General features: G+C 70.4%; 23 protein-coding genes, 1 tRNA gene and 1 other RNA gene. 12 read left to right on the top strand and 13 right to left on the bottom strand.

The features are described 5' to 3' along the window. The first annotated feature begins 50 nt into the window (after positions 1–50). Positions 51–560 (top strand): DinB family protein, encoded by a 510-nt coding sequence (locus ACGF13_RS03195; RefSeq protein WP_392868390.1) that lies wholly within the window; start codon positions 51–53, stop codon positions 558–560. Positions 561–627: 67 nt separating this feature from the next. Here ACGF13_RS03195 and ACGF13_RS03190 read toward each other — a convergent pair whose 3' ends face one another. Then, on the bottom strand, positions 628–1,323 hold the full coding sequence (locus ACGF13_RS03190; protein WP_392868388.1) for an ArsR/SmtB family transcription factor: 696 nt from the start codon (positions 1,321–1,323) through the stop codon (positions 628–630). A 217-nt stretch (positions 1,324–1,540) separates the two neighbouring features. Here ACGF13_RS03190 and ACGF13_RS03185 point away from each other — a divergent pair, with 217 nt between their 5' ends. Together ACGF13_RS03185 and ACGF13_RS03180 are read left to right on the top strand one after the other, a co-directional pair. Then, the gene (locus ACGF13_RS03185; RefSeq protein WP_392868386.1) at positions 1,541–2,914 is read left to right on the top strand and encodes a hypothetical protein; all 1,374 of its coding nucleotides are present in this window, start codon (positions 1,541–1,543) and stop codon (positions 2,912–2,914) included. Then, a complete protein-coding gene (locus tag ACGF13_RS03180; RefSeq protein ID WP_392868384.1) occupies positions 2,911–3,684 on the top strand; it encodes an isocitrate lyase/phosphoenolpyruvate mutase family protein in 774 nt (257 codons plus the stop codon). The genes ACGF13_RS03185 and ACGF13_RS03180 overlap by 4 nt, the downstream gene beginning before the upstream one ends. A gap of 99 nt (positions 3,685–3,783) precedes the next feature. On the opposite strand, the gene ACGF13_RS03175 is transcribed toward ACGF13_RS03180, so the two are convergent. Next, positions 3,784–4,548: a TetR/AcrR family transcriptional regulator C-terminal domain-containing protein gene (locus tag ACGF13_RS03175; protein WP_392868382.1), complete on the bottom strand. Its 765-nt coding sequence runs from the start codon at positions 4,546–4,548 to the stop codon at positions 3,784–3,786. Positions 4,549–4,851: 303 nt separating this feature from the next. Here ACGF13_RS03175 and ACGF13_RS03170 point away from each other — a divergent pair, with 303 nt between their 5' ends. Together ACGF13_RS03170 and ACGF13_RS03165 are read left to right on the top strand one after the other, a co-directional pair. After that, positions 4,852–6,366: an MFS transporter gene (locus tag ACGF13_RS03170; RefSeq protein WP_392868380.1), complete on the top strand. Its 1,515-nt coding sequence runs from the start codon at positions 4,852–4,854 to the stop codon at positions 6,364–6,366. A 95-nt stretch (positions 6,367–6,461) separates the two neighbouring features. Next, a complete protein-coding gene (locus ACGF13_RS03165; protein WP_392868378.1) occupies positions 6,462–7,202 on the top strand; it encodes a helix-turn-helix domain-containing protein in 741 nt (246 codons plus the stop codon). On the opposite strand, the gene ACGF13_RS03160 is transcribed toward ACGF13_RS03165, so the two are convergent. From ACGF13_RS03160 to ACGF13_RS03150, 3 genes are all read right to left on the bottom strand, one after another. Beyond that, the gene (locus ACGF13_RS03160; protein ID WP_392868376.1) at positions 7,199–7,624 is read right to left on the bottom strand and encodes a VOC family protein; all 426 of its coding nucleotides are present in this window, start codon (positions 7,622–7,624) and stop codon (positions 7,199–7,201) included. The genes ACGF13_RS03165 and ACGF13_RS03160 overlap by 4 nt on opposite strands. Before the next feature lie 234 nt (positions 7,625–7,858). Next, positions 7,859–8,725 (bottom strand): hypothetical protein, encoded by an 867-nt coding sequence (locus ACGF13_RS03155; RefSeq protein WP_392868374.1) that lies wholly within the window; start codon positions 8,723–8,725, stop codon positions 7,859–7,861. A 621-nt stretch (positions 8,726–9,346) separates the two neighbouring features. Then, positions 9,347–11,080 (bottom strand): AIPR family protein, encoded by a 1,734-nt coding sequence (locus ACGF13_RS03150; RefSeq protein ID WP_392868372.1) that lies wholly within the window; start codon positions 11,078–11,080, stop codon positions 9,347–9,349. Between the two features lie 132 nt (positions 11,081–11,212). Here ACGF13_RS03150 and ACGF13_RS03145 point away from each other — a divergent pair, with 132 nt between their 5' ends. Then, a complete protein-coding gene (locus tag ACGF13_RS03145; RefSeq protein ID WP_392868370.1) occupies positions 11,213–12,067 on the top strand; it encodes an IS5 family transposase in 855 nt (284 codons plus the stop codon). 39 nt (positions 12,068–12,106) lie between these two features. On the opposite strand, the gene ACGF13_RS03140 is transcribed toward ACGF13_RS03145, so the two are convergent. The 7 genes from ACGF13_RS03140 to ACGF13_RS03110 all read right to left on the bottom strand — a co-directional run bounded on the left by ACGF13_RS03140 (position 12,107) and on the right by ACGF13_RS03110 (position 18,140). Then, positions 12,107–12,490 carry a contact-dependent growth inhibition system immunity protein gene (locus ACGF13_RS03140; RefSeq protein ID WP_392868368.1) on the bottom strand — a complete coding sequence of 128 codons (384 nt, stop codon included), beginning with the start codon at positions 12,488–12,490 and terminating at the stop codon, positions 12,107–12,109. 733 nt (positions 12,491–13,223) lie between these two features. Next, a complete protein-coding gene (locus ACGF13_RS03135; protein WP_392868367.1) occupies positions 13,224–14,057 on the bottom strand; it encodes a hypothetical protein in 834 nt (277 codons plus the stop codon). A 58-nt stretch (positions 14,058–14,115) separates the two neighbouring features. Beyond that, the gene (locus tag ACGF13_RS03130; protein WP_392868365.1) at positions 14,116–15,237 is read right to left on the bottom strand and encodes an IS30 family transposase; all 1,122 of its coding nucleotides are present in this window, start codon (positions 15,235–15,237) and stop codon (positions 14,116–14,118) included. Positions 15,238–15,278: 41 nt separating this feature from the next. Continuing rightward, positions 15,279–15,647, bottom strand: a complete 369-nt coding sequence (locus tag ACGF13_RS03125) for a hypothetical protein (protein ID WP_392868363.1) — start codon at positions 15,645–15,647, stop codon at positions 15,279–15,281. Positions 15,648–15,780: 133 nt separating this feature from the next. Then, positions 15,781–16,986, bottom strand: coding sequence for a hypothetical protein (locus ACGF13_RS03120; RefSeq protein WP_392868361.1), 1,206 nt, complete (start codon positions 16,984–16,986; stop codon positions 15,781–15,783). A gap of 303 nt (positions 16,987–17,289) precedes the next feature. Next, positions 17,290–17,709, bottom strand: a complete 420-nt coding sequence (locus ACGF13_RS03115) for an SRPBCC family protein (RefSeq protein WP_392868359.1) — start codon at positions 17,707–17,709, stop codon at positions 17,290–17,292. 26 nt (positions 17,710–17,735) lie between these two features. After that, entirely contained in the window at positions 17,736–18,140 is a 405-nt protein-coding gene (locus ACGF13_RS03110; RefSeq protein WP_392868357.1) for a VOC family protein, read from the bottom strand. Between the two features lie 143 nt (positions 18,141–18,283). Between ACGF13_RS03110 and ACGF13_RS03105 the strand changes: the two genes are divergently transcribed. Next, positions 18,284–19,123, top strand: coding sequence for a helix-turn-helix domain-containing protein (locus ACGF13_RS03105; protein WP_392868355.1), 840 nt, complete (start codon positions 18,284–18,286; stop codon positions 19,121–19,123). A gap of 85 nt (positions 19,124–19,208) precedes the next feature. On the opposite strand, the gene ACGF13_RS03100 is transcribed toward ACGF13_RS03105, so the two are convergent. Then, positions 19,209–19,293: transfer RNA gene (locus tag ACGF13_RS03100), tRNA-Ser, on the bottom strand. A gap of 111 nt (positions 19,294–19,404) precedes the next feature. Here ACGF13_RS03100 and ffs point away from each other — a divergent pair. From ffs to ACGF13_RS03075, 5 genes are all read left to right on the top strand, one after another. Continuing rightward, an RNA gene (gene ffs / locus ACGF13_RS03095) (signal recognition particle sRNA small type) lies at positions 19,405–19,495 on the top strand. Between the two features lie 69 nt (positions 19,496–19,564). Continuing rightward, the gene (locus ACGF13_RS03090) at positions 19,565–21,715 is read left to right on the top strand and encodes a DNA polymerase III subunit gamma and tau (protein WP_392868353.1); all 2,151 of its coding nucleotides are present in this window, start codon (positions 19,565–19,567) and stop codon (positions 21,713–21,715) included. A 123-nt stretch (positions 21,716–21,838) separates the two neighbouring features. Continuing rightward, a complete protein-coding gene (locus ACGF13_RS03085; RefSeq protein ID WP_392868351.1) occupies positions 21,839–22,177 on the top strand; it encodes a YbaB/EbfC family nucleoid-associated protein in 339 nt (112 codons plus the stop codon). Between the two features lie 299 nt (positions 22,178–22,476). After that, entirely contained in the window at positions 22,477–23,076 is a 600-nt protein-coding gene (recR, locus tag ACGF13_RS03080; protein ID WP_350575393.1) for a recombination mediator RecR, read from the top strand. Further along, entirely contained in the window at positions 23,069–23,824 is a 756-nt protein-coding gene (locus ACGF13_RS03075) for a DUF5063 domain-containing protein (protein ID WP_392868349.1), read from the top strand. Before recR ends, ACGF13_RS03075 begins: the two co-directional genes overlap by 8 nt. The last annotated feature ends 256 nt before the right edge of the window (positions 23,825–24,080 follow it).

Here is a 24,080-nt window from a genome sequence, read left to right as displayed (position 1 = left end):
GGGCGGGCGGGTAGCGTGCTGAACGACGGTGCGAACGAGGGGAGTTGCCGATGGGTGAGCGCGAGGAGCTCGTCGAGACGCTGAACAAGCACCGCGGCCTGCTGCGGCGCACCGTCCGGGGCCTCACCGACGCGCAGGCGGCCGAACGCGCCACGGTCAGCGAGCTGAGCCTCGGCGGACTGATCAAGCACGTGGCGGCGGTCGAGGCGCGCTGGGCGCGGTTCGTCACCGGCGGAGCGGAGGCGATGCGGGGCAAGGAGGGGGAGCACGGCCCCGGCGACGCGGAGGCCTGGGTGGCCCAGTTCCGGATGGCGGAGGGCGACACGCTCGCCGGACTGCTCACCGAGTACGAGCGGGTGGCGCACGAGACGGACGAGCTGATCCGGACCCTGCCCGACCTCGGCCTCGCCCATGAGCTGCCGGTCACGCCCTGGTTCCCGCCGGGGACGGCCTGGTCGGCCCGGCGGGTGGTGCTGCACCTGATCGCCGAGACCTCGCAGCACGCCGGGCACGCGGACATCATCCGGGAGTCGCTGGACGGGGCGAAGACGATGGGCTGAGCGGGACGGGGGCGGTCGTGTGGCGGGTGGTGGCGGGTGGATGCCCCGCCACCAGGCACTCGACGCTTCAGGGCAACTCGACGCCGAGGAGCTCGCGCAGCGCCCGACCGCCGTCCGGAGTGACCCGAAGCGCCCGGCCGGAGCCGATCCGCTCCACCCAGGCACGGTCCAGGGCGGCCCGGCAGAGCGCCGCACCCAGCGCCCCGCCCAGGTGCGGGCGGCGCTCCGTCCAGTCCAGGCAGCCGCGCACCACCGGGCGCCCGCCCGGGCGGCCCGAGCGCGGCGGCAGCTCGATCGCCTGCGCGGCCAGCCAGTCCCGGCCGCGCTCGGTGACGGCCAGCCCGCCCTCCTCGGTGACCAGGCCGCGAGCGAGCAGCGCGTCCGACACGGCGACGCCGAGGCGGCCGGCCAGGTGGTCGTAGCAGGTGCGGGCGCGGGCCTCGGCGCTCAGCCGGGTGGCCTCGCCGAGGGTCCGGGGCGCGGTCGCGCGGCCGGGGCCGGACTCGGCGAAGACGGTGAGGTCCTCGATCAGCGTGGCCACCGCGGGCGTGGCCAGCCGGACGTACCGGTGCCGGCCCTGCCGTTCCTCGGCCAGCAGGCCGCCCGCGATCAGCCGGGACAGGTGCTCGCTGGCCGTGGACGGCGCGACGCGCGCGTGCCGGGCCAGCTCGCCGGCGGTCCACGCGCGGCCGTCGAGCAGCGCGGTGCAGATGGCGGCGCGGGTGGGGTCGGCGAGCAGGGCGGCGAAGGCGGCTAGCGTCATGCCTCCATGGTCGGGGCACGGGGGTGTGTTCGAGGGACTGATCGCGGGTGGGGTCGGGTGCGGAAGGTCTGACGCGGCCGGGTGTGGAGGTTCTGGCGCGGCCGGGTGCGGGGGCCGGGGCGGGGCCGCGTGGGGGAGCGGAGCCGGGGACATGCCTCCAGGATCGCCCCGGCACGGTTCGGCCGGCGCCGAAACGACCCGGGGCCACGATGGCGGCATGAGCGAAACCACGGCGGTCGCCGGCCCCGCGACCGTGACCTTCTCCCGCTACGACGACGTCACGGCGGCGCTGGCCGACCCTGCGCTGGTCCCGCCGCCCGCCGAACCCGCGGCGCCCGGCGGCGCCCCCGGCACGGTGGCCTGGCTGCGCTCCACCGTCGCCCGGTTCAGCTCGGGTGCGCCGCACGACCGGCGCCGGGCGCTGGTGCTGGCCGACCTGGAGCGGCTCGACCCGGACCGGCTGCGGGTGGCCGCGGCCGCCGGCTTCGATCCCGACGTCCGGCTGCGGGTGGTCCGGGTGCTCGCGGCGGAGTTCGGCCTGGCCGACCCGGAGGCGGTGGCGCGGGACGTCGCGACCGTCTCCCGGGCGTACTTCGCCGACGGTCCGCATTCCCCGGCGCAGGACGCGGCGGTCACCCGGCTGCTGCCCGCGATGGGGGATGGGGACGAGGAGACCGCCGCGAACCGGATCGGCCTGCTCGTCCAGGCCTGCGACGCCACCGCCGCACTGGTCGAGGGTGCCCGCCGGCACGAGGACGGTCTGGCCGGCGTGCTGCGCGCGGACCCGCCGATCCGGACGATGCGTCGGCTCGCCGTCCGGGCGACCGAGCTCGGCGGGGTCGCGGTACCGGCCGGGACGCTCGTCCTGCTCGACATCCCGGCCGCCCAGTCCGGCGCGCCCGAGGGTGTCGCGCTCACCTTCGGTGCGCCGCCCAGGAGTTGCCCGGGCCGCTCGCAGGCCCTGGTCATCGCCGAGGGCATCCTGTACGGCGCCTCCGATCCGGCGGACACCGATGCGCCCGCTGGTGCGCAGCCGTCCGTACGGGACCTCGGAAAGGGTGAACTCGCCGCGCTGGTACCGGCGATGGTCGATCACGTGCTCGTGCTGGCGGCGGACTGGACGGCCTGGGACGGTCGCCCGATCGTCAACGCCGACGGGCGGACCTACGCCCCGCACAAGGCGGTTCGCCGCATCGCCGACCATCTCCTGGACCACCTGGCCGAGTTGGAGGCCCGACTGGCCGGCCGGCCGACCGAGCCCGACCACTGGCACGCCTCCGGCGTCACCACCCCCGCCGACCTCGCCCCGTTCACCATCGCCGACCTGGACGAGGCCCGCAGCCGGCTGACCCGGCTGGCCGCGATCTGGTCGCAGCGGATCGCCGTGCTGCCGGACGAACGGCTGGACGACTCGCCGGGGACGGGCTGGAGCTTCCGGGAGCTCGTCCGGCACGTCGCCGAGGCGGGGTACTACTACGCGGAATCGGTCGGGAGCACGTCCTGCGCGACCGCCGGCCCAACGGACGCTACCGCCGGCCCGGCCGGCGTCGCCGGAGACCGTACGAACGACCAGATGGAGACGACCCGATGACCCCCTTCGCCGCCCTGCACCACCGCCCCGGCCGCCCGCTGCTGCTGCCCAACGCCTGGGACCACGCCTCGGCCCTCGCCCTCGCCGCCCAGGGCCACCCCGCGATCGGCACCACCAGCCTGGGCGTGGCGGCCGTCGCCGGCCTGCCCGACGGCGCCGCCGCCACCCGCGCGGAGACCGTACGGCTGGCGCGTCGGCTCGGCTGCGCCGACTTCCTGCTCAGCGTCGACATGGAGGCCGGTTTCAGTGACGATCCGGACGAAGTCGCCGAGCTGGCCGTTGAGTTGGCGACGGCCGGGGTGGTCGACATCAACCTGGAGGACGGTCGGGCGGACGGCTCGCTGACCCCGTCCGCCCGTCATGGCGCGAAGATCGCGGCGGTGAAGGCGGCCGTGCCGGAGCTGTTCGTCAACGCCCGCACCGACACCTACTGGTGCGGGCAGGACGCCCCCGAGACGGAGGCGCTCCGGCGCCTGGACGTCTACCAGCAGGCGGGCGCGGACGGCGTGTTCGTCCCCGGGCTGTCCGATCCGGCGGCCATCGGCCGGCTGGTCGGCGCGCTCGCCGTCCCGCTCAACATCCTCTGGACGCCGGCCGGCCCGGGCCTCGCCGAGCTGGCCGCGCTCGGGGTGGCCCGGGTCAGCCTCGGCTCGCTGCTGTACCGCGCGGCACTGGCGGCGGCGGTGGCCACGGCGGCGGCCGTCGCGGCGGGCGAGCCGGTCGGTCCGGTGCCGGGGTACGCGGAGGTGCAGGCGCTCAGCGGGAGTTGAGCACCCCCAGGGCGAAGATGCCTGCCCCCCCGAGGGGAGTCGATCCCCCGAGGGGAGTCGATCCCCCGAGGGGAGTCGATCCCCCCCGGGGGGGCGTGCTCAGGCCTGGCGGCTGGCGGCCAGAGCCGTCTCGACCCCGTCCAGGATGACGTTGACGCCGCGGGCGAAGCCGCTGTCCCGGCCCGCGGCGACCTCGTCCGGAACCTCGGTGGTGTACAGCCGGTGCAGCCGCGGGAAGTCCCTGGTGGCCTCGATGACGGCGGGCAGCAGCTGGTTCATCCACTCCTGCTCGTCCTGGCCGCTGCGGGCCAGCGCGTTCACCCAGGAGGCCTCCACGGCGGCGGTCCCGATGGTGTAGCCCATGACCGCGTTCATCGCGTCGTTCGCCTGGCCGACCTCGAAGCCGGCCGTCTCCAGCACGGCCAGCAGGGCGTCGGAGAGCCGCATCCAGTTGGGGCCGAGGTAGATCATCCCGACGTCGCCGATCACCGAGACCATCCACGGGTGGCGCATGATGGCCGCGCGCATGCTCTCGGCGCTTTCCATGACCGTCGCGCGCCAGGCCTTCGGGTCCTCGGAGCCCTCGGCCCGGGGCTGCGGGAGGGTCCCGAAGACCTGGTCGACGACCAGGGCGAGCAGCTCGTCCTTGTTGGCGACGTGGGTGTAGAGCGAGGTCGCGCCGGCGTTCAGTCGGGCGGCGAGCTTGCGCATGCTCAGCGCCTCGATGCCGTCGGAGTCCAGCAGCGCGAAGGCCTCGGCGACGATCTGCTCGCGGCTGAGGGTGGGCTGCTCCCTCCGTCGCTGGGGCCGGCTCCACGGCAGGGGGATGCCCGGGGTCGTACCGTCCTCTGATTTGGCCGCCATGTGGGCCCTCCTCACCAGTCGTCCGGACCCGGTCCGGTCCGGCGCAGCCCGCACCGGCTGCTGCGAACAGTGTACGGCGGTGCGAACGGTGTGCGGAGACCGAACGATGTGCGGAACTCCGAACATTGTGCGGAGATCGAACGGCGTGCGCCGTTGCGAACAGTGTGCGGTGTCCGTACAGTGTTCGGGGCGGCGCACACCGTACCCCTGGGGACGGAGGTCGGTGTGCCCGCGACGACTTCCGCGCGGCCAGCGGCCCGCGCCCGATCCGGAGTTCATCCGCAGTCCAAAGGGGGAAACGCCGTGGAACGTCATCCACAGCGCTGGCTCATCCTGGTCGTGCTCTGCCTGAGCAGCCTGGTGCTGGTGATCGACAACATGGTGCTCACGGTGTCCATCCCGCCGATCGCGGAGGACCTCAAGGCCGGGGCGCAGGACATCCAGTGGATCATCGACTCGTACATCCTGGTCTTCGCCGGCCTGCTGCTCACCTCGGGCAGCCTCTCCGACCGCTTCGGACGCCGGAAGGTGATGATCGTCGGCCTCGTGCTGTTCGGCGCCGCCTCACTGGTCGCGGCGTACGCCGGAAGCCCCGGTGAGCTGATCGCCGGGCGCGTCCTGATGGGCGTCGGCGGTGCGCTGGTCATGCCGAGCACGCTCTCCATCCTGATCACCGTCTTCGACGACGAGGAGCGCCCGAAGGCGATCGCCGCCTGGACCGCGGTGGCCATGATCGGCCTGGTCGGCGGTCCGGTGCTGGGCGGCGCGCTGATCGCGCACTTCTGGTGGGGCGCGGTCTTCCTGCTCAACGTGCCGATCGCGGCGGTCGCCATCCTCGCCGCGATGCTGCTGATGCCGGAGTCCAAGGGGCCGTGGCGCCGTCCCGACCTGCTGGGCATGGTGCTGTCGATGGTCGGCATGGCGGCCCTGGTCTGGTCGATCATCGTGGTGCCCCGGGACGGCTTCACCAGCCCGAGCACCCTCGGCGCGCTCCTCCTCGCCGTGGCCGCGCTGGTCGGCTTCGCCGTCCGGCAGGTCCGCACCGACTCGCCGATGGTGCCGCTGAAGCTGTTCCGCAACCGGGTCTTCACCGGCGCCAGCTTCTCGCTCGTCCTGCTGACCTTCGCCACCGGCGGACTGATGCTGGTCCTCACCCAGTACCTCCAGTTCGTGCTGGAGTTCTCGCCCACCGACACCGGCCTCGCCTTCATCCCGCTGGCCATCGCCTCGCTGGTGTTCAACGCGCTGGGCGCGGTGCTCGGCAAGAAGGTCCCGGCGCGGGTGCTCACCTCGATCGGCATGCTGATCATCGCGGGCGGCTTCGGGCTGCTGGCCACCCTCTCGGTCGGCGACGGCTTCACCAAGGTCGCCCTGGCCATGCTGGTGCTCGGCATCGGCTCCGGCCTCGGCATGCCGGCCGCCGCCAACGCGCTGATGGGCGCCATCCCCAGCGAGCACGCCGGCGTCGGCTCCGCGCTCAACGACACCATCCAGCAGTCCGGCGCGGCGCTCGGCGTGGCCATCCTCGGCACCGTGCTCTCCAGCACCTACACCGGTGCGATGCCCGACGCCGCCCCCGACGCCGCCCGCCACGACATCACCGGGGCGCTCGCGGTGGCCGGCTCCACCGGGGACGGCGGGCTGGTCGCGGCTGCCCGGGAGGCGTTCAACACCGCCACCTCCACCACCTTCACGGTGGGCGGTCTCGCGGTCGTCGCGGCCGCGGCACTCACCCTGGTGCTGATGCGCGACGGGCGGAAGGGCCCCGACGCGGGGGCCGAGGAGCCGGCGGAGCCCGCGTCCTCGCCGGTCGGCTGACCTCCCCCCTCCGGGCCGATGGCCCCGGCCGCCCCAACGCGGCCGGGGCCATCGGCGTGCGCGCGTCCCCGGCCCGCGGCGCGTAGCCTCACGCCGTGCACTCGTCCTCCACGTACCAGGAGCGCGCGTCCCGGCTGCCCGGCGCGGTCGTGTGGACGAAGCGCGCCGTCGGGCGTACGGGTGCGGCCCGGGCGCCCGTTCCGACAGCCGTCCTGCCCGCCCTACCCGTCCTGCCCGACGGCTGCATGGACCTGCTGTGGACGGAGGGCCGGCTGCTGGTCGCCGGACCGGACACCCACGCCTTCCACCCCGACCCCGCACTGCGCGGCCCCTGGGCGGGCGTACGCTTCCGCCCCGGCGCCGCCCCCGCGCTGCTCGGCGTCCCCGCCCACGAACTCCTGGACCGCCGCGTCGAGTTGGCCGACCTGCGGCCCTCCTCCGAGGTCCGGTGCCTCACCGAACGCATCGACGCCGCGCCCGACCCGGCCGCCGCACTGGAGGCCCTGGCCCTGCGGCTGGCGGCCGAGGCCCGGCCCGAGGACCCACTGGTCCGCGCCGTGGCCGCCTCGCTCGCCGCCGGACGCTCCGTCGCCGCGACGGCCGAGACGGTCGGCCTCGGAGCACGACAACTCCACCGCCGCTCACTGGCCGCCTTCGGCTACGGTCCCAAGACCCTCGCCCGGATCCTGCGCATGCAGCGCGCCCTGGCACTCGCCCGCGGCGGCGTCCCGCTGGCCGACACGGCGGCCCGCACCGGCTACGCGGACCAGGCCCACCTGGCCCGCGACGTACGGCAGTTGGCGGGCCTGCCGGTGACCGCGCTGCTGCGCTGCTAGGGGGTGTCGCCCTGGCTCCCCTGCAGGGGCGCGAGCAGATCCACCCCGTTGCCGTCCGGATCGTGCACCACGGCGTACCGCTGCCCCCAGAAGGCGTCCCACGGCGCCAACTCCCCGTGGTACCCGGCGCCGGTCAACTCCCCGTACAACGCGTCCACCCCCGCGGGACTCCCGCAGTGGAACGCCAGCGCCGTCCGGGTACCGCCGCTCGGCGGCCGCCAACCGGGGTGGAACGACCGAATGGTGGCCTCGGCATCGAGCACCAGGAGCGGCCCGCCCGGCAACTCGCCCTCGACGTGCGGCTCCCCCTCCGCCCCCTCGGGAAACCCCACCCTCAACCGCCGGTAGAAGGCAACCGACGCGGCCACATCCGAAACGGCCAACCCGACGAAGGCGAACCGCGGTACACGTGTGCTGTCCATGCACGCCACGCTAGGCACCCGTCACCCACCCGGTCTTGAACGAATCGGACACCCACCACCGACCGCCGCCGTTCAAGGGATCCCATTGATGGCGCTCGAGACTATGGGATGCTCGCGCTATTGGGGCGGCGCATCTCTGTCCTGTACCGCGAGGCAAGACGATGGCCCCGACCGGTGAAGCGGTCTGGGCCATCGCGAAGGTGGAAGACACGAGATCTGACCTCGTGAGGGGCTTCAGAGAAGCAGCTGCACGGGGCGCGGCATCTTTTCCCCGTTTTGCAGTCGCAAGCTCTTGACCGGTCTGCCAGTGACCCAGGCGTTCCAAGCCTTCAGGTAGAGGCCGATCTGCCCGCGGGCATCGGTTCGTCGGCGGGCAGACGAGCCTTTCTGTAGGTGATTGATGACCTTGATCAGCGATAGCCGAGGGTCGTCGGCACTCAGATTGGCACCCGTTGTCAGCCCGTCCATCCAGTCATCGATGCGTGCGGCGGGCGCCGACTCGACAGTCAGAAAGTAGGCTGCTGATGCCGCTGTTGGAATGAGTCCAACCTCTTTGCTGAGAACTCGCCCAGTCATCGCTGCTTTTCGAAACTCATCTGCTTGGGCGTGGAATATGTCCAAGACGTGATCGTTTCTGATTCGCGAATTCACGCCGGACCATGAGCTGTCCGGGTCCACTCGGAAGAGATGGACATGGCGAATTGTGGCGGCCAACAGGGTGGTGTCCCGTTCGCCACTCAGAGCCAGAACATCGCCACCGCTCCGGCGCTTGCCGGTGTCGAGGACGGAAAACGTCTCTCGAGGAACGTTCTCGAAAACAAGTAGGGGAGTCGCAATCCCGGACTTGCGAATTGCGTGGAGCCGGTGCTGACCATCGATGAGTGTCCCAGCGGCCAGTGAACCATCTAGGGCGATTCCCTGGTGAGTGACCTGCCAAGTTCCGGACGCAATCTCGCCGACCATGCGATTCACGAGGCTTCGATCGACCGGACGATTATTGGGGTTTCGGCTCGTCAGGATCTCATCGGCTATTTCTGGTGTTACTAGGACAACTCGAGGTGTCGGGAACGTTGGGCCTGCGTTCGCCTCTGGTTTGGACATGTCGCAGAGGATGGCATACCTCTTCCTCGAGGGCTTCGAAACTGCAGGAATTGGCCATATTTGTCGACTCTCGTCTTTTAGTGATCGAGTTTGATAACTTTTTTATTGACTTGAACGCTCCGGCGCGGAGAGAGTCACAGCAGTGGCGCGCCGGGGGTTGGCCTTTCGGGCCAGCTAGAGTGGCCACGTTCATGGGGCTGTGGATGTGACCACCCGGCGTCGGCACCTGCGGTATGCGGATGTGGCAGCGGCAGGCTGAGCAACGGTCGACGCAGGTGTGCGGTGGCGGTCCGGTTTCTGTCGAGTCGCGACTGCCGTGCTGGTCGGGCTGTGCATCAGCGCGCTATGGATCGGGATCATAGGCAGCACGCGGCATCCGGTTCGAGACCGCGACACGGGGACGTTGAGCCGACGCGCCGTACCTGCGTCGAGCCCACCTTCGCCCGCATGAAGAACAGCGGGGCCCTCGGGAGCGTCGACGCGTAGGCGCCGGATTGGCACAGCACCGCTTAGTGCGGACCAGCGCCTACACGCGCATCCTCGTTCGAGCTCCGAACCTGGGGCGGAGCTAGCCCCCGATGCGGCTGCTCAGGATCTCGGTGCATGAAATCATATAATGGCTTAGAGGTATTTCAATTCACTCAACACATAGGTGGCGAATCCTGCACTCTTCGCAGCCTTGTCGGGTCCCGCGCCCTCTTTCTTCTGGAATTGGGTGAAGAGATCGCGCAATGCCGCGAGTAGAGCGACCATCCGATCCTCCTGAGGGAATTCTCCTCGTTCGGCCAGCGGGCGCAACTGCTTGGGGTTGTATAGGCGCTTGCCCATGAGATCAACGGATGTCAGCATGGCGAAATGGAAACGAAGATTAGTCCGTTCCGGGCCGGCAATTGCAGCTGCTTCCGAATGGAGGAAGGCGTCGATCTTGTGCTGAGTCTGTGCGAGCCACAAGTAGACGGGCAGAGGGGTTTCTTCAGAGAAAACCCTTTGGTACTCATGGTCGGCCTTCAGGAGGCTCGACGGACGGGCACGAGCGTAGTCCGGCTGGCCGAGCCCCATGGCCATCGTCGCCTGGGCGAGCAGGGGGATGCTGACGATTCGTTCTGAGGATTTCCCAATGTTTCGATAGAAATTCTTTCGGCGATCATAGAACCAGTCATGATCAAGGAAGTATGACTCGATCTTCCGCTGGATGTCGTCCGTCGCGCGCAGGGAGGCCACAGGCACGGAGGTTTGCCGGTTCGTCGCGCGGATCACGGAATCGCGCGCTACTGGATCCTCGGTGACCAGAATTCTGACCTGCACAAGGCGACTGAATGCACTATGCTCCGGCTGGCTGGCGAGAAGAGGGCTGAGCGTATTGAAAATACTGAAAGAAGTCTGAAGGCCGTTGACGATCTGTACATCGTCAAGGATTAGCTTCTTGCCGACGGCTGAGGCCTTGGAGCAAATGATTGTGACGCCATTATTGAGCCACCAGAATTCTGGTGAATCCGGGCTCAAGAGAGATGCAACAATCTCTTTATTGACTTCGACATCTCCCTGATAGTCGCGGACGTTCCAATCAAAAATATGCCTCCGCAGGCTTCCTGAGCCGTCGCCAAGGAATCCTAGGTAATCTCTGATGGGGACGAGAGCGATATGACTGGTGTCGTGAGTGATGCTCTCCTGATAGGGAAGCTCGAGGGTGTAGGAAGGCCGGGTGCTGGCGCGTTTCCAAAGCTCGACTGGGCCGAGGAACTCAACCTCGCCCGATGCCCCAGAAAGAAGTGAGCCGAACTGCGATTCCAGGTCTTTCGCTTTTACTAGCACCTTCGTGTTGATCCCGCTGGTTTCTCCACGGGTGACGTACGAGAAACGAACCTCCACCTTGGGGTGGCGAGTGGCCAGCTTGCGCAACGTGTCTCTGAATAGGCGCACCCGTGCGATGACGGCTTCAGAGTAGAGCTTTCCGAGGGATTTTTCATCGGCGCTGAGATCAAGCAGTCGCGCAGAGGAAGACGCTACGAGGTCGATGGCGTTTTCTGTGAATGATGTGGTTGTCTTTGCCTGTACAAGCCAGAGTGTGAGCTTAGTTCCGACTTCCACGCTGGCTGTGGAGAAAGAGTCGTCGAAGACGTCGCTGTCCTCCTCCAGGAGGCGGTCGCCTAGGAAGACATAAACGCCGTCGATCGCCCCGTCGTTGTTGCCGCCGATCACCCCAGACTCGACTTCTTCGTCAGAAAGCCCGCGATCATACAAGGCCTGCTCGCACGCAAATGTTTCAAACGCGACATCATGGGCCAGTGGCGTGGCACGCTGAGCTTGCCGCTCGGCAAGGATCTGATCAATGAGTACAAGATCATTGCTGGCCATGGGTACCCGGCTTCGTCGATGAGGAAGGGACGCCATCCTTGCATGTGTGGGCGGGATTATCTCGAGATTTGATGCTCAGATCGTGTTTGAGATCTGCCGTGTCCCGTTGCTGAAGGGTTCGTTGAGCTCACCGTGAGTGGTGTTGGAGGTGGGTATCCGTCGGACCTGACGGATGAGCAGTGGGCGCTGGTGGTGCCATTGTTCCCGCCGGCGCGGGTGGGTCCGAAGGGTGGCCGGCGGGAGAAGCATCCGCGGTGGCGGATCGTGGACGCGATCTTCTACGTGGTGCGGACCGGCTGTGCCTGGCGGCAGCCGCCGAAGGACTTCGCGCCGTGGCCGACGGTGTACTGGTACTTCACGTGGTGGCACGACGACGGCACCGTCGAGCGCATCCATGACGCCCTGCGCGGCAAGGTCCGTGAAGCCGACGGCCGCGACCCGGAGCCGAGCGCCGGGCTGATCGACTCGCAGTCCGTCCGCACCGCCGACACCGTCCCCGCCGCCACCAGGGGCTTCGATGCGGGCAAGAAGGTCAAGGGTCGCAAGAGGTTCATCGTCACCGACACCCTCGGCCTGCTCCTGGCTGTCCACGTCGTTGCAGCGAGCATTCAGGACCGCGACGGCGCGAAGCGGCCGCTGCTGTGGACCAGGCTCGACCACCCCGGCGTCAAGAAGGTATGGGCCGATCAGGGCTTCGCCGGCCGCCTGGCCGAGTGGACCGCCAAGATCCTCGGCCGCGACCTGGAAACCGTCCGCAAAGACCCGGACCAGCGCGGTTTCCAGGTCCAGCACAAGCGGTGGGCGGTGGAGCGCACCTTCTCCTGGCCCACCGCCCACCGGCGCCTCGCCCGGGACTACGAGACCAGCCCTGCCCACTCTGAGACGATGATTCGCTGGGCCGTGATCGGCGTCATGGTCCGCCGGCTCACCCGGGGCCGTGCTGCGACGCGCCCCGGCCCACGACCGCTCGTGCGGCACGTCCCGTAGACAGCCTGCTGGCCTTCGCCGAAGGCAGTTGTGTCGGGGCTACCGAGTCAAGAACCCCTCAACCTCTCGTTTCAGGGCCTGCGGGACGTCGGCCGACTCCGAGACGATCAGGCGGACTTCCTGCTCGAGGTCGGGGATCTCGCTCCAGACCTCCGCACTCCTGGTGAGCACGGCGGCCAGCAGATCGCCCTCGTACATGTCGCCTTCCGCCAGTGGATCGGCCCGGAGGATATCCACCGCCAAGGGCAGAAGGTAGGCAAGGCCCACGTCTTGCCTGATCAGCAGCCGCATGTCCTCCACCGTCAGGCCGCCGATCGGCTTGCCTCGAAGCTCGCGCACGGTCGCCATCAGCCGGGTTTCGCCGCCCGACGGGGCCGACCAGCGGTCGCGCTCAAGTTCCTCAAGAGAGCGGTCACGGTTCACGAGTCGAGGCACCGGCCGATCGTCCCATGTCAGATCTCAAACGCTGTCTCAGATGGCATCTGACCTATGCTCTGGCCGGCCTTCCGAGCTGAGTGACCGAGTCACAGGTGGATCCTTGCTGGGCACATGGGTTCTCGACGTCGGCCCGGCGGCGACGTGTCCGAGTCATGGGCTGGTTTTCTGCGTCGACGCAAGGGACGGCTGATCCAGATGTGCCTCAAGCAGTACCACGACATCGACATCGCCTGCCCCGCCGTCTACCGCATCTCAAGAGGTTGGGCCTGAACAGCCTGCCCTTGTTCCGGCGCTACGACAAGCGCCGTACCTGCCACGAGAAGCAGTTGCCCGGCGGCCGTGTCCCGATCGATGTCAAGCTCATCGAACCGATCGGCCTTCCGGCTCAAACCGCGTCCCAGGGGCCGGCTCCGGTTACCGACATGGCGCCCACGACCGGCCGCCGGGCGAAGTGCTACCGGTTCACTGCCATCGACGACCGCACCCGGCTGCGCGTCTGCGGACCTACCCGTGGCGCGACCAGAACACTGCCTCCCAGTTCTCCGACTGCATCCTGGAGCGGTTGTCGTTCCGCGTCGAGGTCATGCAGGCGGACAACGGTGCGGAGCAAGCAGAAGATCGAGATGCACCAGCAACCGAGCTTCGGCGGATGTAGACCTGGCACAGATGTCGTCCTGAACTGAATAGGAAGCCCAGTTCGTTGGAGGCGCGAGCACGGTCAAGGTCCGTCCCGCAGTGTTGCGGCCTGCCACGAAGTTGCCGCCCACCGGCGCAGCGTGGCCGTGGCGGCGTCGGCGGCAGGGAGTTGGGCGATGCGTGCCGTATGGGTGCCTCCCGGGACCTGAAAGAGGTGGGAGTCCCGGGTGCCCAGTCCCAGCCGGAACGGCTCGGCCACGGCCGGGTCGGTGGCGCCGTTGGCGAACATCAGCCGGTTGCCGTGGGGGCGGACCCAGCTGTCTACGTTGCGTATCGCCTGTGGCTTGTAGCGCAGAGGGATGTCGCGGGGGACGAAGGTCCGCGGCTTGGTGGCGCCGGGGTAGTGGAGGAGGCCGGCCAGGTGGGCCGTTTTGACTGGGCTGTACCCGAGCTGCGTGCTCTGGTAGAAGTGCGGGACGAACTGGTTCGCCACCGAGTCGGTGTAGACCGGGAGTTGGGCGACCTGAAGAGCCCTGTGGCATTCAGGGGTGCCGACGGTGGGCAGTAAGTCGAGGTAGGCGGAGTTTTCGCGGTCGTCGGTGCTGTTGGGCGCGCGGATTAGGCGACCGAGCCGGCGGCGTCCTGCGGATAGAAGTGGCGGTGGTAGACGGCCATGCCGCCCTTGCTGCCGCCGGTGCGCATCCAGGTCGCCCGGGTAGACCTGGCACAACGCCTCGACCACGTGGTGGTGGTCGGCGGCGGCCTGTTGGATGTTGAGGTCGTTCCAGTCTGCGGGGTCGGGCGGGGAAGCGCCGAAGAACCGCTGCCCGGTGCTCACCTGGTTGGCGTTCAGCGGCTCGGTGGGCTCCGGCCGGAACTGGGCAGTGGAGACGGTGTAGCCGCCGGCGTACAGCACGGTCGGCCCTGGCGCAGGGGCGGTTTCTATGGGTCGTTGCAACACGTGGTCGGTTTGATCAGGCCGCGATGAGTTTATGCAGGCGCTCGGCTGGGGTTTCCCAGCCGAGCGTTTTGCGTGGGCGTCCGTTGAGTTCGGCGGCGACTGCGGTCAGGTGCTCCGGGCTGTGGACGGACAGGTCGGTGCCCTTGGGAAAGTACTGCCGCAGCAGTCCGTTCGTGTTCTCGTTCGAGCCGCGCTGCCAGGGACTGGCCGGGTCGCAGAAGTCGACCGGGATACCGGTGGCGACGGTGAAGGAGCCGTGGGAGGCCATCTCTGCGCCCTGGTCCCAGGTCAGTGACCGCATCAGGTGTGAGGGCAGGGTTCGGGCGGTGTCCACGAGGGCGTCGCGCACGTGCTCGGCGGTGCGGCCATGCGGCAGGTGCAGGAGCACCACGTAGCGGGTGGCGCGTTCGACCAGGGTGCCGATTGCCGAGGAGCCGTCCTTGTCGATGATCAGGTCGCCCTCCCAGTGGCCGGGCACCGCCCGGTCGCAGACCTCGGCGGGACGCTCGCCGATCATCACCATGGGGTCGATGAAGCGTGGTCTGCGGCAGTTGGCCTGCCGCTGGGGGATGCGGCGGGCACGGCCCGAGCGCAGGCAGCCGGCCAGCTCACGGCGCAACTCGCCCCGCCCCTGGACGTAGAGGGCCTGGTAGACGGTCTCGTGGGCCACGTGCATCTCCGGCCGCTCGGGAAAGGTGTCCCGTAGAGCGTGGCAGATCTGCTCCGGGCTCCATTTCCTGTCCAGGCGGTGCTGGATGAAGGCCCGCAGTTCCGGGTTCCGGGCGATCTTGCCGAGCTTGGGACGCGGCCGGCGGGCGTCGGCGCGGGCCTGCGCGGCGTGCGGCCGGTAGGCGCCGCTGTCGGGGTGCCGGTTGCGCCGGATCTCGCGGCTGACCGTGGAAGGGCTGCGGCCCAGCTCGGCGGCGATCGCCCGGACCGTGGCCTTCTCCCGCAGCCGGTCCGCGATGTGGATCCGGTCCTCCTCACGCAGATACCGCGACGGGCCCGGCGGGGGCGCCACCGACGTGATCGGTGGCGCCCCCGCAGTCCTGCCGGACACGGCGCGGCCGTTGCGCCACCGTTTGCCCGTCCGGGTGTTGATCCCGACGATCCGACACGCTTCGCTGCTGTTCATACCTTGCTGCACGAGCTGAAGGTAGACGCGCCGTTCCTCGGTCAGACGCCTCCCCCGGTTAACCGAACGGTCCCGGATCTCGAACTCCATTGCATCCCCTGAACTGGGGTGCTGCAACGACCCATAGAACCCAAGAGGAGCGTGAGGGGCCGCTCGAGACCGCCCTTCTCCGGGTGCCGGTGGTCGGCGGGTTGGTGCAGCGTCAGGACGAAGGAATGGAACCCGGCCGTGGCCGGCTGGTCCTTGAGGATCCGCAGCCCCGGCAGCGCCTCGATGGCCGCCCGGATGTCGGCCGGCCCCGTCTCTTGCGCCGCCGCGGCCGGCACCGCAGCCGTGCGGGTCAGGAGGGTCGTCGCGGTGACTGCCTCTCCGGTTCGTCGACGGCCCCAGTCAACCAGCGCGGCGAGCACGGCGGATTCCGGCGGGGCTGCGGCTCCCTCCCGAGAGGGAGCCGTGGTTGTGGAAGCCCACACCCCTGGAACACGACGAAGGGGGCGTGGGGACCGGTCGCGGGCCCGACCAGCCACGTCACGCGCCCGGGGCTCAGCCGCCGCCGTAGGTGCTCTGGGTCACGGCGAAGACGTTGCGTCCGCCCGTGGTCTCCTGCAGCGACCACAGCAGGTCGGGGTTGGTGGCGTCCTCCCAGTAGGAGAGGCTCTCGCCGCCGCTCACCCAGGCGAAGGTCGAGGGGCCCGCGGTCGGGGTCCAGTAGTAGAGCTGCTTCTGGCCCGAGGAGTTGAACCACCACCGGCCGTTGTGGGAGGCCACGCCGTTGAGCCTGTACCAGGGCAGCTGGAGGGCCTGGCTGGCGGTCGTCGTCGCGGCGAACGTCGTCGCCCCGGTCGCGAACGGGAAGCGGACGGCCCTCGGCGGGCGGTTGGGGTAGTCGGTGCAGCCCGACTGGCAGGTGTACTCCGCCATCACGATCGACTTGCTGACCCGGTCGAGGGAGACCGAGGACCACACCAGCTTGTCGGCGGCGGTGGTCTGCGCCGTGATCGTGCCGACCTGGGGCAGCACGTAGGCGTAGTTGTGGGCGTAGTAGGTGGTGCCGGACTGGCGGCCGATCTGGTCGGCGGTGCCACCGGTGTCGGTGTTCAGGATCTTGCGCATGTCGAAGACGCGCATCCCGCGCCCGGTGTCGGCGACGTAGAGGTAGTCGCCGTACCAGGAGACGCCGCCGGCGTGGATCGGGATGTCCTTGAAGTCCGGCGCATCCGCGGTGCCGGTCGGCTCCACGAGGAGGATCTTGCGGTAGGTGTTGGGGTAGGTGGCGTCCCAGTCGGCCAGGGTGATCCGGCTGCGCTGCTGGGCGCCGTCGCAGCCGTCCTTGGTGTACCAGCTCACCAGCACGAGCTGGTGGCCGTCGTAGTTGCCGCTGTTCGCCGTCCCCACGGCGTCCCGGCTCGTCGTGATGCCCTGCGGGACGCTCTGGCAGTCGGAGTTGTCGCCGTCGTCGAACCGGAAGCCGGTGGACAGGCCGGCGACGGAGAAGGACGAGGGGAGCGCCTGCCGGGTGTGGTTCGCGTTCTCCATCACCGTGTGCACGGCGGAGGTGCCCAACGTCGTGACGAGGGCCGAGTTGAGCGTGTCGAACCGGTGGTAGTCCGCGGTGAGGGTGTAGTCGGACGCGGTCAGGGCCGTCGGCGCCGTGGCGGCCGCCGCCGGAGGCGCACCGGCGAGCGCGCCGGTGACGAGCAGGCCGGCTGCTAGCACCGCTCGTGCCGCGGTTCTGACATGACGGATCATCAAGGCGTGCCTCTCCGTGTGAGTGGATCAACGGGGCCACTCACGCTAGGGGCGCTTTGAGCATGTCCGCAACACCCCGAGGAGGCCGGGGCGGCCCCGCGTGCCGCTTGCCGGAACGTCCGGAACGCGCGGCGGGCGACGACGAAGGCCCGGGCCGCGTGGTGCGGTCCGGGCCTTCGTGGAGGCGGAGGACACGAGAGCCGAACCGAGACCGCGGCTTCTCGGGCGCGTGGCCCGGAGGAGCCCGTCAGTCTGCCGCGGAGGCGAAGCCGCGGATCGGCGCCCGGACATCGGCCCCCGACGTCATCGGGAAGCGGGGGCGGCAGTGGCCTCCAGCGTCTTGCGGATCGTCCGGACTCCCTGGTCGACCATCGCGGCGATGGGCTCCGCCAGGCCGTGCGGCTGCACGTCGGTGATCCAGACGAAGCGGCCGCGGCCGCCGGCGTCGGCGAACACCTGCATGGAGGCGTGGTGGTGGAAGACGTTCAGGGAGCCGTCCACCACCGCGTAGGCGATGCGCCGGGCGTCGTCGTCCAGCGAGACGATGAGCTCGCGCACCACCGTGCCGTCCTCGAAGGTCACCCGTCGGACGTCGCCTTCGACGTGGGTGTCGGTGACGAAGCCGGGGGCGAGTCTGCGGTGGACCTCACCCCAGTCGCGGATCGCTGCCCAGATCTCTTCGGGGGTGGCGTCGATCGGGACAGCTCGGTGAATGGTTGCCACGGGGATTCTCCGTTCGTCTCGGACGGTCAGTTGGCGGCGGTCGTGGGGGCCGTGGGGGCCGTGGCGGTCGTGGCGGGGATCAGGCAGAAGGGGCCGCCCTGGGGGTCGGTGAGGACGACCCACTGACCCTCACCCGGCTGGAAGGCGGGCCGGGAGGCCCCGAGGGCGAGCAGTTCCCCGACCGCGCGGTCCAGGTCGGGGACGGTGAAGTCGAGGTGCAGGTGGGTGCTCCCCTCGGGCCACCCCGGCGTTCGGTAGCCCTCGACGCGGACGAAAGCCAGTCCCGGCCCCGCACTGCCCGCGCTGAGGGAGCAGAAGTCCTGGTCGCTGTGGGTGAGCTCCCAGCCGGTGGCCTTCCGGTAGAAGTCGGCGAGCGCGACCGGGTCGGCGCAGTCGACGACCACGGTGGTGAGCTGTTCGAGAGCGGGCATGAGCGGACTCCTGACATCGCGAGATCGTGAACGACCGGAAGCCCCGCGGGCTTCGGGGAAGAGCCTCGCCCGGCCGCCCCGCCCGGGTCTTGAACATCCTTGCGGGGGTGGGGTTGTCGGACCCGCCCCGTACCGTACGGACCGTGCTCTCCGTCCAACCCGTCGCCACCCGGCCAGGCTTCGACATCAGCGCGGTCGCCTGCCGCAGCGACCACACCCGCTGGTCACCTCCCGAGGTCCGCGGCTACCACCGCATGGTGCTGGTACGGAGCGGCCGCTTCCGCCGCCGGGCCGCCGGGGCGGCCGTCGACCTCGACACGAGCCTCGCCTACGTCGGCACCCCCGGGGAGGAGGAGAGCTTCGCCCATCCCGCGGGCGGCGACCACTGCACGTCGATCAGCGTGACGCCGGCGCTCTGGCGCTCCCTGGCCGGGGACGGGAACGGGCCTTCGGCGGGGACGGTCTACGTCGATCCCCCGCTCGACCTCGCCCACCGGCGCATGCTCGCGGCCGCCCGCTCCGGGGACGTCGACTACGCCGTCACCGAGGAACTGCTGACCCTGCTCGCGAGCGCTGTCACCCGCACGGTGCCCGGGCCGACGCCCACGGCGGGGTCCTCGGCCCGCGACCGGGCGCTCGTCACCGCCGCCCGCGAGGCGATCGCCGACGAGCACCCCGCCTCCGTCAGCCTCATGTCCCTCGCCGACCTGCTCGGTGCCTCCCCCTACCGCCTGAGCCGCGCCTTCCCGCGAGAACTCGGCGTCTCGGTGACCCACTACCGCCACCGCGTGCGCATCGGCCGCGCCCTCGACCGCCTGGAGGCCGGCGAGACCAGCCTCAGCGTCCTCGCCGCCGACCTCGGCTACGCCGACCAGGCCCACCTCACCCGCACCCTCCGCCGCCACCTCGGCCACACCCCGACCGCCCTGCGCCGCCTGCTGGCACCCGGCGAACGGGACGAGGATCGGCTGACGGTCGGATGACGGGCCGCAGCGGGATCGAACAAATCCGGGACCACGGAACGACGAAGGCCCGGGCCGCGTGATGCGGTCCGGGCCTTCGTGAAGGCGGAGGATACGAGATTCGAACTCGTGAGGGGTTGCCCCCAACACGCTTTCCAAGCGTGCGCCCTAGGCCTCTAGGCGAATCCTCCGAGGGAGAGCTTAGTACATGTTTCGGGGTGCTCGCGACCACCTATCCCGCAGGCGGGAGGGTGGGGGTGGCCTGTGGATCGTCGGGGCGTGGATCCGGTAGTGTGGGGGTCAGCCCCTCGTGTGGCGTTATCTCTCTGAACCCCCCCAGGGCCGGAAGGCAGCAAGGGTAGGAGGGCTCTGGCGGGTGCACGGGGGGTCTTTGCGTTCCCGGGGCCCGGTAGGGGGTGAGGGGCGACGCGTTTGTCGGCCCGTCCCGATATCGTCGGTGGTGTGTCCCTAGCCCTGTACCGCCGCTACCGCCCCGAGACCTTCGCGGAGGTCATCGGGCAGGAGCACGTGACCGCCCCGCTTCAGCAGGCCCTGCGCAACAACAGGGTCAACCACGCGTACCTGTTCAGCGGGCCGCGCGGCTGTGGCAAGACGACGAGCGCGCGCATCCTGGCCCGTTGCCTCAACTGTGAGCAGGGGCCGACGCCGACGCCCTGCGGGGAGTGCCAGTCCTGCCGGGACCTCGCGACCGGCGGGCCCGGGTCGATCGACGTGATCGAGATCGACGCCGCCTCGCACGGTGGTGTGGACGACGCGCGCGAGCTGCGCGAGCGGGCGTTCTTCGCGCCGGTGCACAGCCGGTACAAGATCTTCATCCTGGACGAGGCGCACATGGTGACCTCGGCCGGCTTCAACGCGCTGCTGAAGGTGGTCGAGGAGCCGCCGGAGCACCTCAAGTTCATCTTCGCGACCACCGAGCCGGAGAAGGTGATCGGGACGATCCGGTCCCGGACGCACCACTATCCGTTCCGGCTGGTTCCGCCCGGCACGCTGCGCGACTACCTGGCGGAGGTGTGCGGCCGGGAGGGGATCCAGGTCGAGGACTCCGTGTTCCCGCTGGTGGTACGGGCGGGCGCCGGGTCGGTGCGCGACTCGATGTCGGTCATGGACCAGCTGCTGGCCGGGGCCGCGGAGAGCGGCGTCACGTACCAGATGGCCACGGCGCTTCTCGGGTACACCGACTCCGCGCTGCTGGACGAGGTGGTGGACGCCTTCGCCGCGCACGACGGGGCGACGGTGTTCCAGGTGATCGACCGGGTGGTCGAGGGCGGGCACGACCCGCGCCGCTTCGTCACCGACCTGCTGGAGCGGCTGCGCGACCTGGTGATCCTGGCCACCGTGCCGGACGCCGGGGAGAAGGGGCTGATCGACGCCCCGGCCGACCGGGTCGCGGTGATGCAGGCGCAGGCGGACGCGTTCGGCGCGGCCGAGCTGAGCCGGGCCGCCGACCTCGTCAACACCGGGCTGACCGAGATGCGCGGCAACGCGGCGCCCCGGCTGCAGCTGGAGCTGATCTGCGCCCGGGTGATGCTGCCCGGCGCGTACAGCGACGAGCTGTCGCTGCAGGCGCGGCTGGACAAGCTGGAGCGGCGGGCCGCGGCGGGCGGGTTCGCCGCGCCGCTGGCGGCTCCGGTGGGCATGCCGATGGCGGCCCCGATGGCGGTCGCGCCGGTGGCCGAGGTTCCGGCGGCTCCCGCCCCGATGCCGGCCGCACAGCCCGTACCCGCTCCGCAGCCCGCACCGGCTCCGCAGCCCGCCGGGCCTGCGCCGGGTGCCTGGCCGATCCCGCGCAGCTTCCCGCCCGCCGGCGGTGCCCCCGCCGGCGGTGCCCCCGCCGCGGCTCCCGCGGCGCCGCCTGTGGCGCAGCCGCAGGCCGTCCCGGCCCCGGCCCAGGCGCCGGCTCCCGCTCCCGTGCCCGCTCCTGCCCCCGCCCCGGCGGCTCCGGGTGGGAAGCCTTCGGCCTCCGCGCAGCAGGGGGCCGCGCAGGTCCGGCAGCTGTGGCCGCAGATCCTGGAGGCGGTGAAGAACCGCCGGCGCTTCACCTGGATCCTGCTCAGCCAGAACGGCCAGGTGGCCGGGTTCGACGGCAGCGTGCTCCAGGTGTCCTTCATCAACGCCGGCGCCCGGGACAGCTTCGTCGGCAGCAACAGCGACGACGTGCTGCGTTCCGCGCTGGCCGACGCGCTGGGCGTGGACTGGCGGATCGAGTGCATCGTGGACCCGTCCGGCGGCGCCGGAGGCCCGGGTGGCGGTGCGCCGGGTGGTGGCGCCCAGGGCGGCGGTGGCTGGGGAGCCCCGGCCCATCCGGCGGCCGCCGCGCCGTCGATGCCCGCCCCCGCGCCGGCGCCCGTGCAGGCTCCGCCGGTCCAGGCCGCGCCGGCGCCCGTTCAGGTGCAGCCCGTGCAGCCCGCGCCGGTGCAGGCCCCGCCGCCCGCGGCGCCGGCCCGTCCGGTGCAGTCGGTGGCCCCGGAGGACGACATCCCGGAGGCGGACGACCCGGACCTCAAGGAGGACGTGTTCTCCGGCCAGGAGCTGATCATCCGCGAGCTGGGGGCGACGGTGCTGGAGGAGATCCACCACCAGGGCTCCTGAGCGGAGCCCCTGAGCGGACCCTGAACCGGGCCCCTTTCCGGGGCCCGGAGCAGCGGGCAGCACGTAGGCTCGGCGGTGACGCACGAAGCACCGCAAGACAGCCGTGACAGCAAGGAGACAGCCGTGTTCCCCGGTGGTGGCCAGCCCAACATGCAGCAGCTGCTGAAGCAGGCGCAGAAGATGCAGCAGGATCTCGCGAAGGCCCAGCAGGAGCTGGCCGAGACGAAGGTGAACGGTACGGCGGGCGGCGGCCTGGTCGAGGCGACGGTGACCGGCGCCGGTGAGCTGGTGGCGCTGACCATCGCCCCGGCGGCCGTGGACCCGGAGGACACCGAGACCCTGGCCGACCTGATCCTGGCGGCCGTCCGGGACGCCAGCCAGACCGCGCAGAAGATGCAGGCCGAGCGCATGGGCCCGCTGACCCAGGGCCTGGGCGGCGGCATCCCCGGTCTGCCGTTCTAACCTCGGCTTCGAGTTCCAGAAGGTCTGAAGTTCAGACGACAGACCCATGTGATTTATGTGGGAGTCGGGCGTCGGGCGCTGTGTCCGACGCCCGATTCGTTGGATGATGGCACCGGAGCACCACCGGCCATCCGGTGCCATCGGCGAGCCGGTACGCCGGCCGTCCGGCACCACCGACCAACCGGCATCACGGCCGTCCGGCACCACCGACCAACCGGCATCACGGCCGTCCGGCACCACCGACCAACCGGTACCGCCGGACGACCGGCACCACCGACCATCCGAGGGAAGGCGCGACGTTGTACGAGGGCGTGGTTCAGGACCTGATCGACGAGCTGGGCAGGCTGCCCGGCGTCGGGCCCAAGAGCGCCCAGCGGATCGCCTTCCACGTGTTGCAGGCCGACCCGACCGACGTGCGCCGGCTGGCGCACGCCCTGCTGGAGGTCAAGGACAAGGTCCGCTTCTGCGTGGTCTGCGGCAACGTCGCGGAGGCCGAGCAGTGCCGGGTCTGCTTGGACCCCCGCCGCGACCTCGCCGTCATCTGCGTGGTCGAGGAGCCCAAGGACGTCGTCGCCATCGAGCGCACCCGTGAGTTCCGCGGCCGCTACCACGTGCTAGGCGGCGCGATCAGCCCCATCGAGGGCGTCGGCCCGGACGACCTGCGCATCCGCGAGCTGCTGTCGCGCCTCGCGGACGGCACGGTCACCGAGCTGATCCTGGCCACCGACCCCAACCTGGAGGGGGAGGCGACCGCCACCTACCTGGCCCGGCTCTGCAAGCCGATGGGCCTGAAGGTGACCCGTCTGGCGAGCGGCCTGCCCGTCGGCGGGGATCTGGAGTACGCGGACGAGGTCACCCTCGGCCGCGCCTTCGAAGGGAGACGACTGCTCGATGTCTGACCGGACGATCAACCAGCAGCCCCACACCCCCCGCCAGCAGTCCCACGGGGAACCCGGGGCCCACGCCCCGCACGCAGGGGCCCACGCCCCGCACGCGGAGGTCCATGCCCCGCACACCCACGGCCACGGTTCGGAGCCGGACGACTTCGCCGTGCAGATCGCCGACTCGGTGGAGAGCTTCGTGCTCGCCGTCACCGAGGTCGCCAAGGGCGACGAGCCCGGCAGCGCGGTCTCGCTACTGCTCCTGGAGGTCTCGCAGCTGCTGCTGGCGGGCGGCCGACTGGGCGCGATCGAGGACGTCCTCCCGGAGGACCGCTTCGAGCCCGACGCGGGCCCCGAGCCGGACGGCGAGCAGCTGCGCGAGCGCCTCGCCGAGCTGCTCGCGCCGATCGACGTCTACCACGAGGTCTTCGACCCGTACGGTCCGCCGGAGAAGCCCAACGCCTTCCGGATCTCGGACGACCTGGCCGGTGTGGTCAGCGAGCTCCAGCACGGCCTGACCCACTACCGCGAGGGCCGGGTCAGCGAGGCGCTGTGGTGGTGGCAGTTCTCGTACCTCTCCAACTGGGGCACGACCTGTACGGCGGTGCTGCGGGCCCTGCAGTCGCTGATCGCCCACGTCCGGCTGGACAGCCCGATCGGCGCGGTGCCGGACGGCGCGGACACCGACGACGACGGGCTCACCGACGAGCAGCTGGAGCAGCAGGCGGGCGACCTGATGGCGGCCGAGCTCGGTCTGGGCCGCTAGGCAGCAGGTCGCAGCCGGTACAGGAACGTCTGCAGGCGACAGGCGGCAGGCGACAGGCGGAATTCCGCAATGGCCGGCCCGGATTGTGACGGATGCCTCAGCGGCCCGGCCGGAAAAGGAAATCCGGCCGGATCGCCGCCCCCCGATCCGCCGATTCTTCGGAACCGCGCCGAATCGCCCGCAGACCTGGCGGCGGAGCCACCCACACGGCCGCTCACGTGCTGAAACTACCGTCTCACCATATGGAAAGCGCCAG

Origin of the sequence: Kitasatospora sp. NPDC048286, assembly GCF_043201735.1 — a bacterium.
GTDB lineage: Bacteria > Actinomycetota > Actinomycetes > Streptomycetales > Streptomycetaceae > Kitasatospora.
Note: the sequence above shows the minus strand (reverse complement) of the source record. Positions and strands in the feature narration are given on the sequence as shown.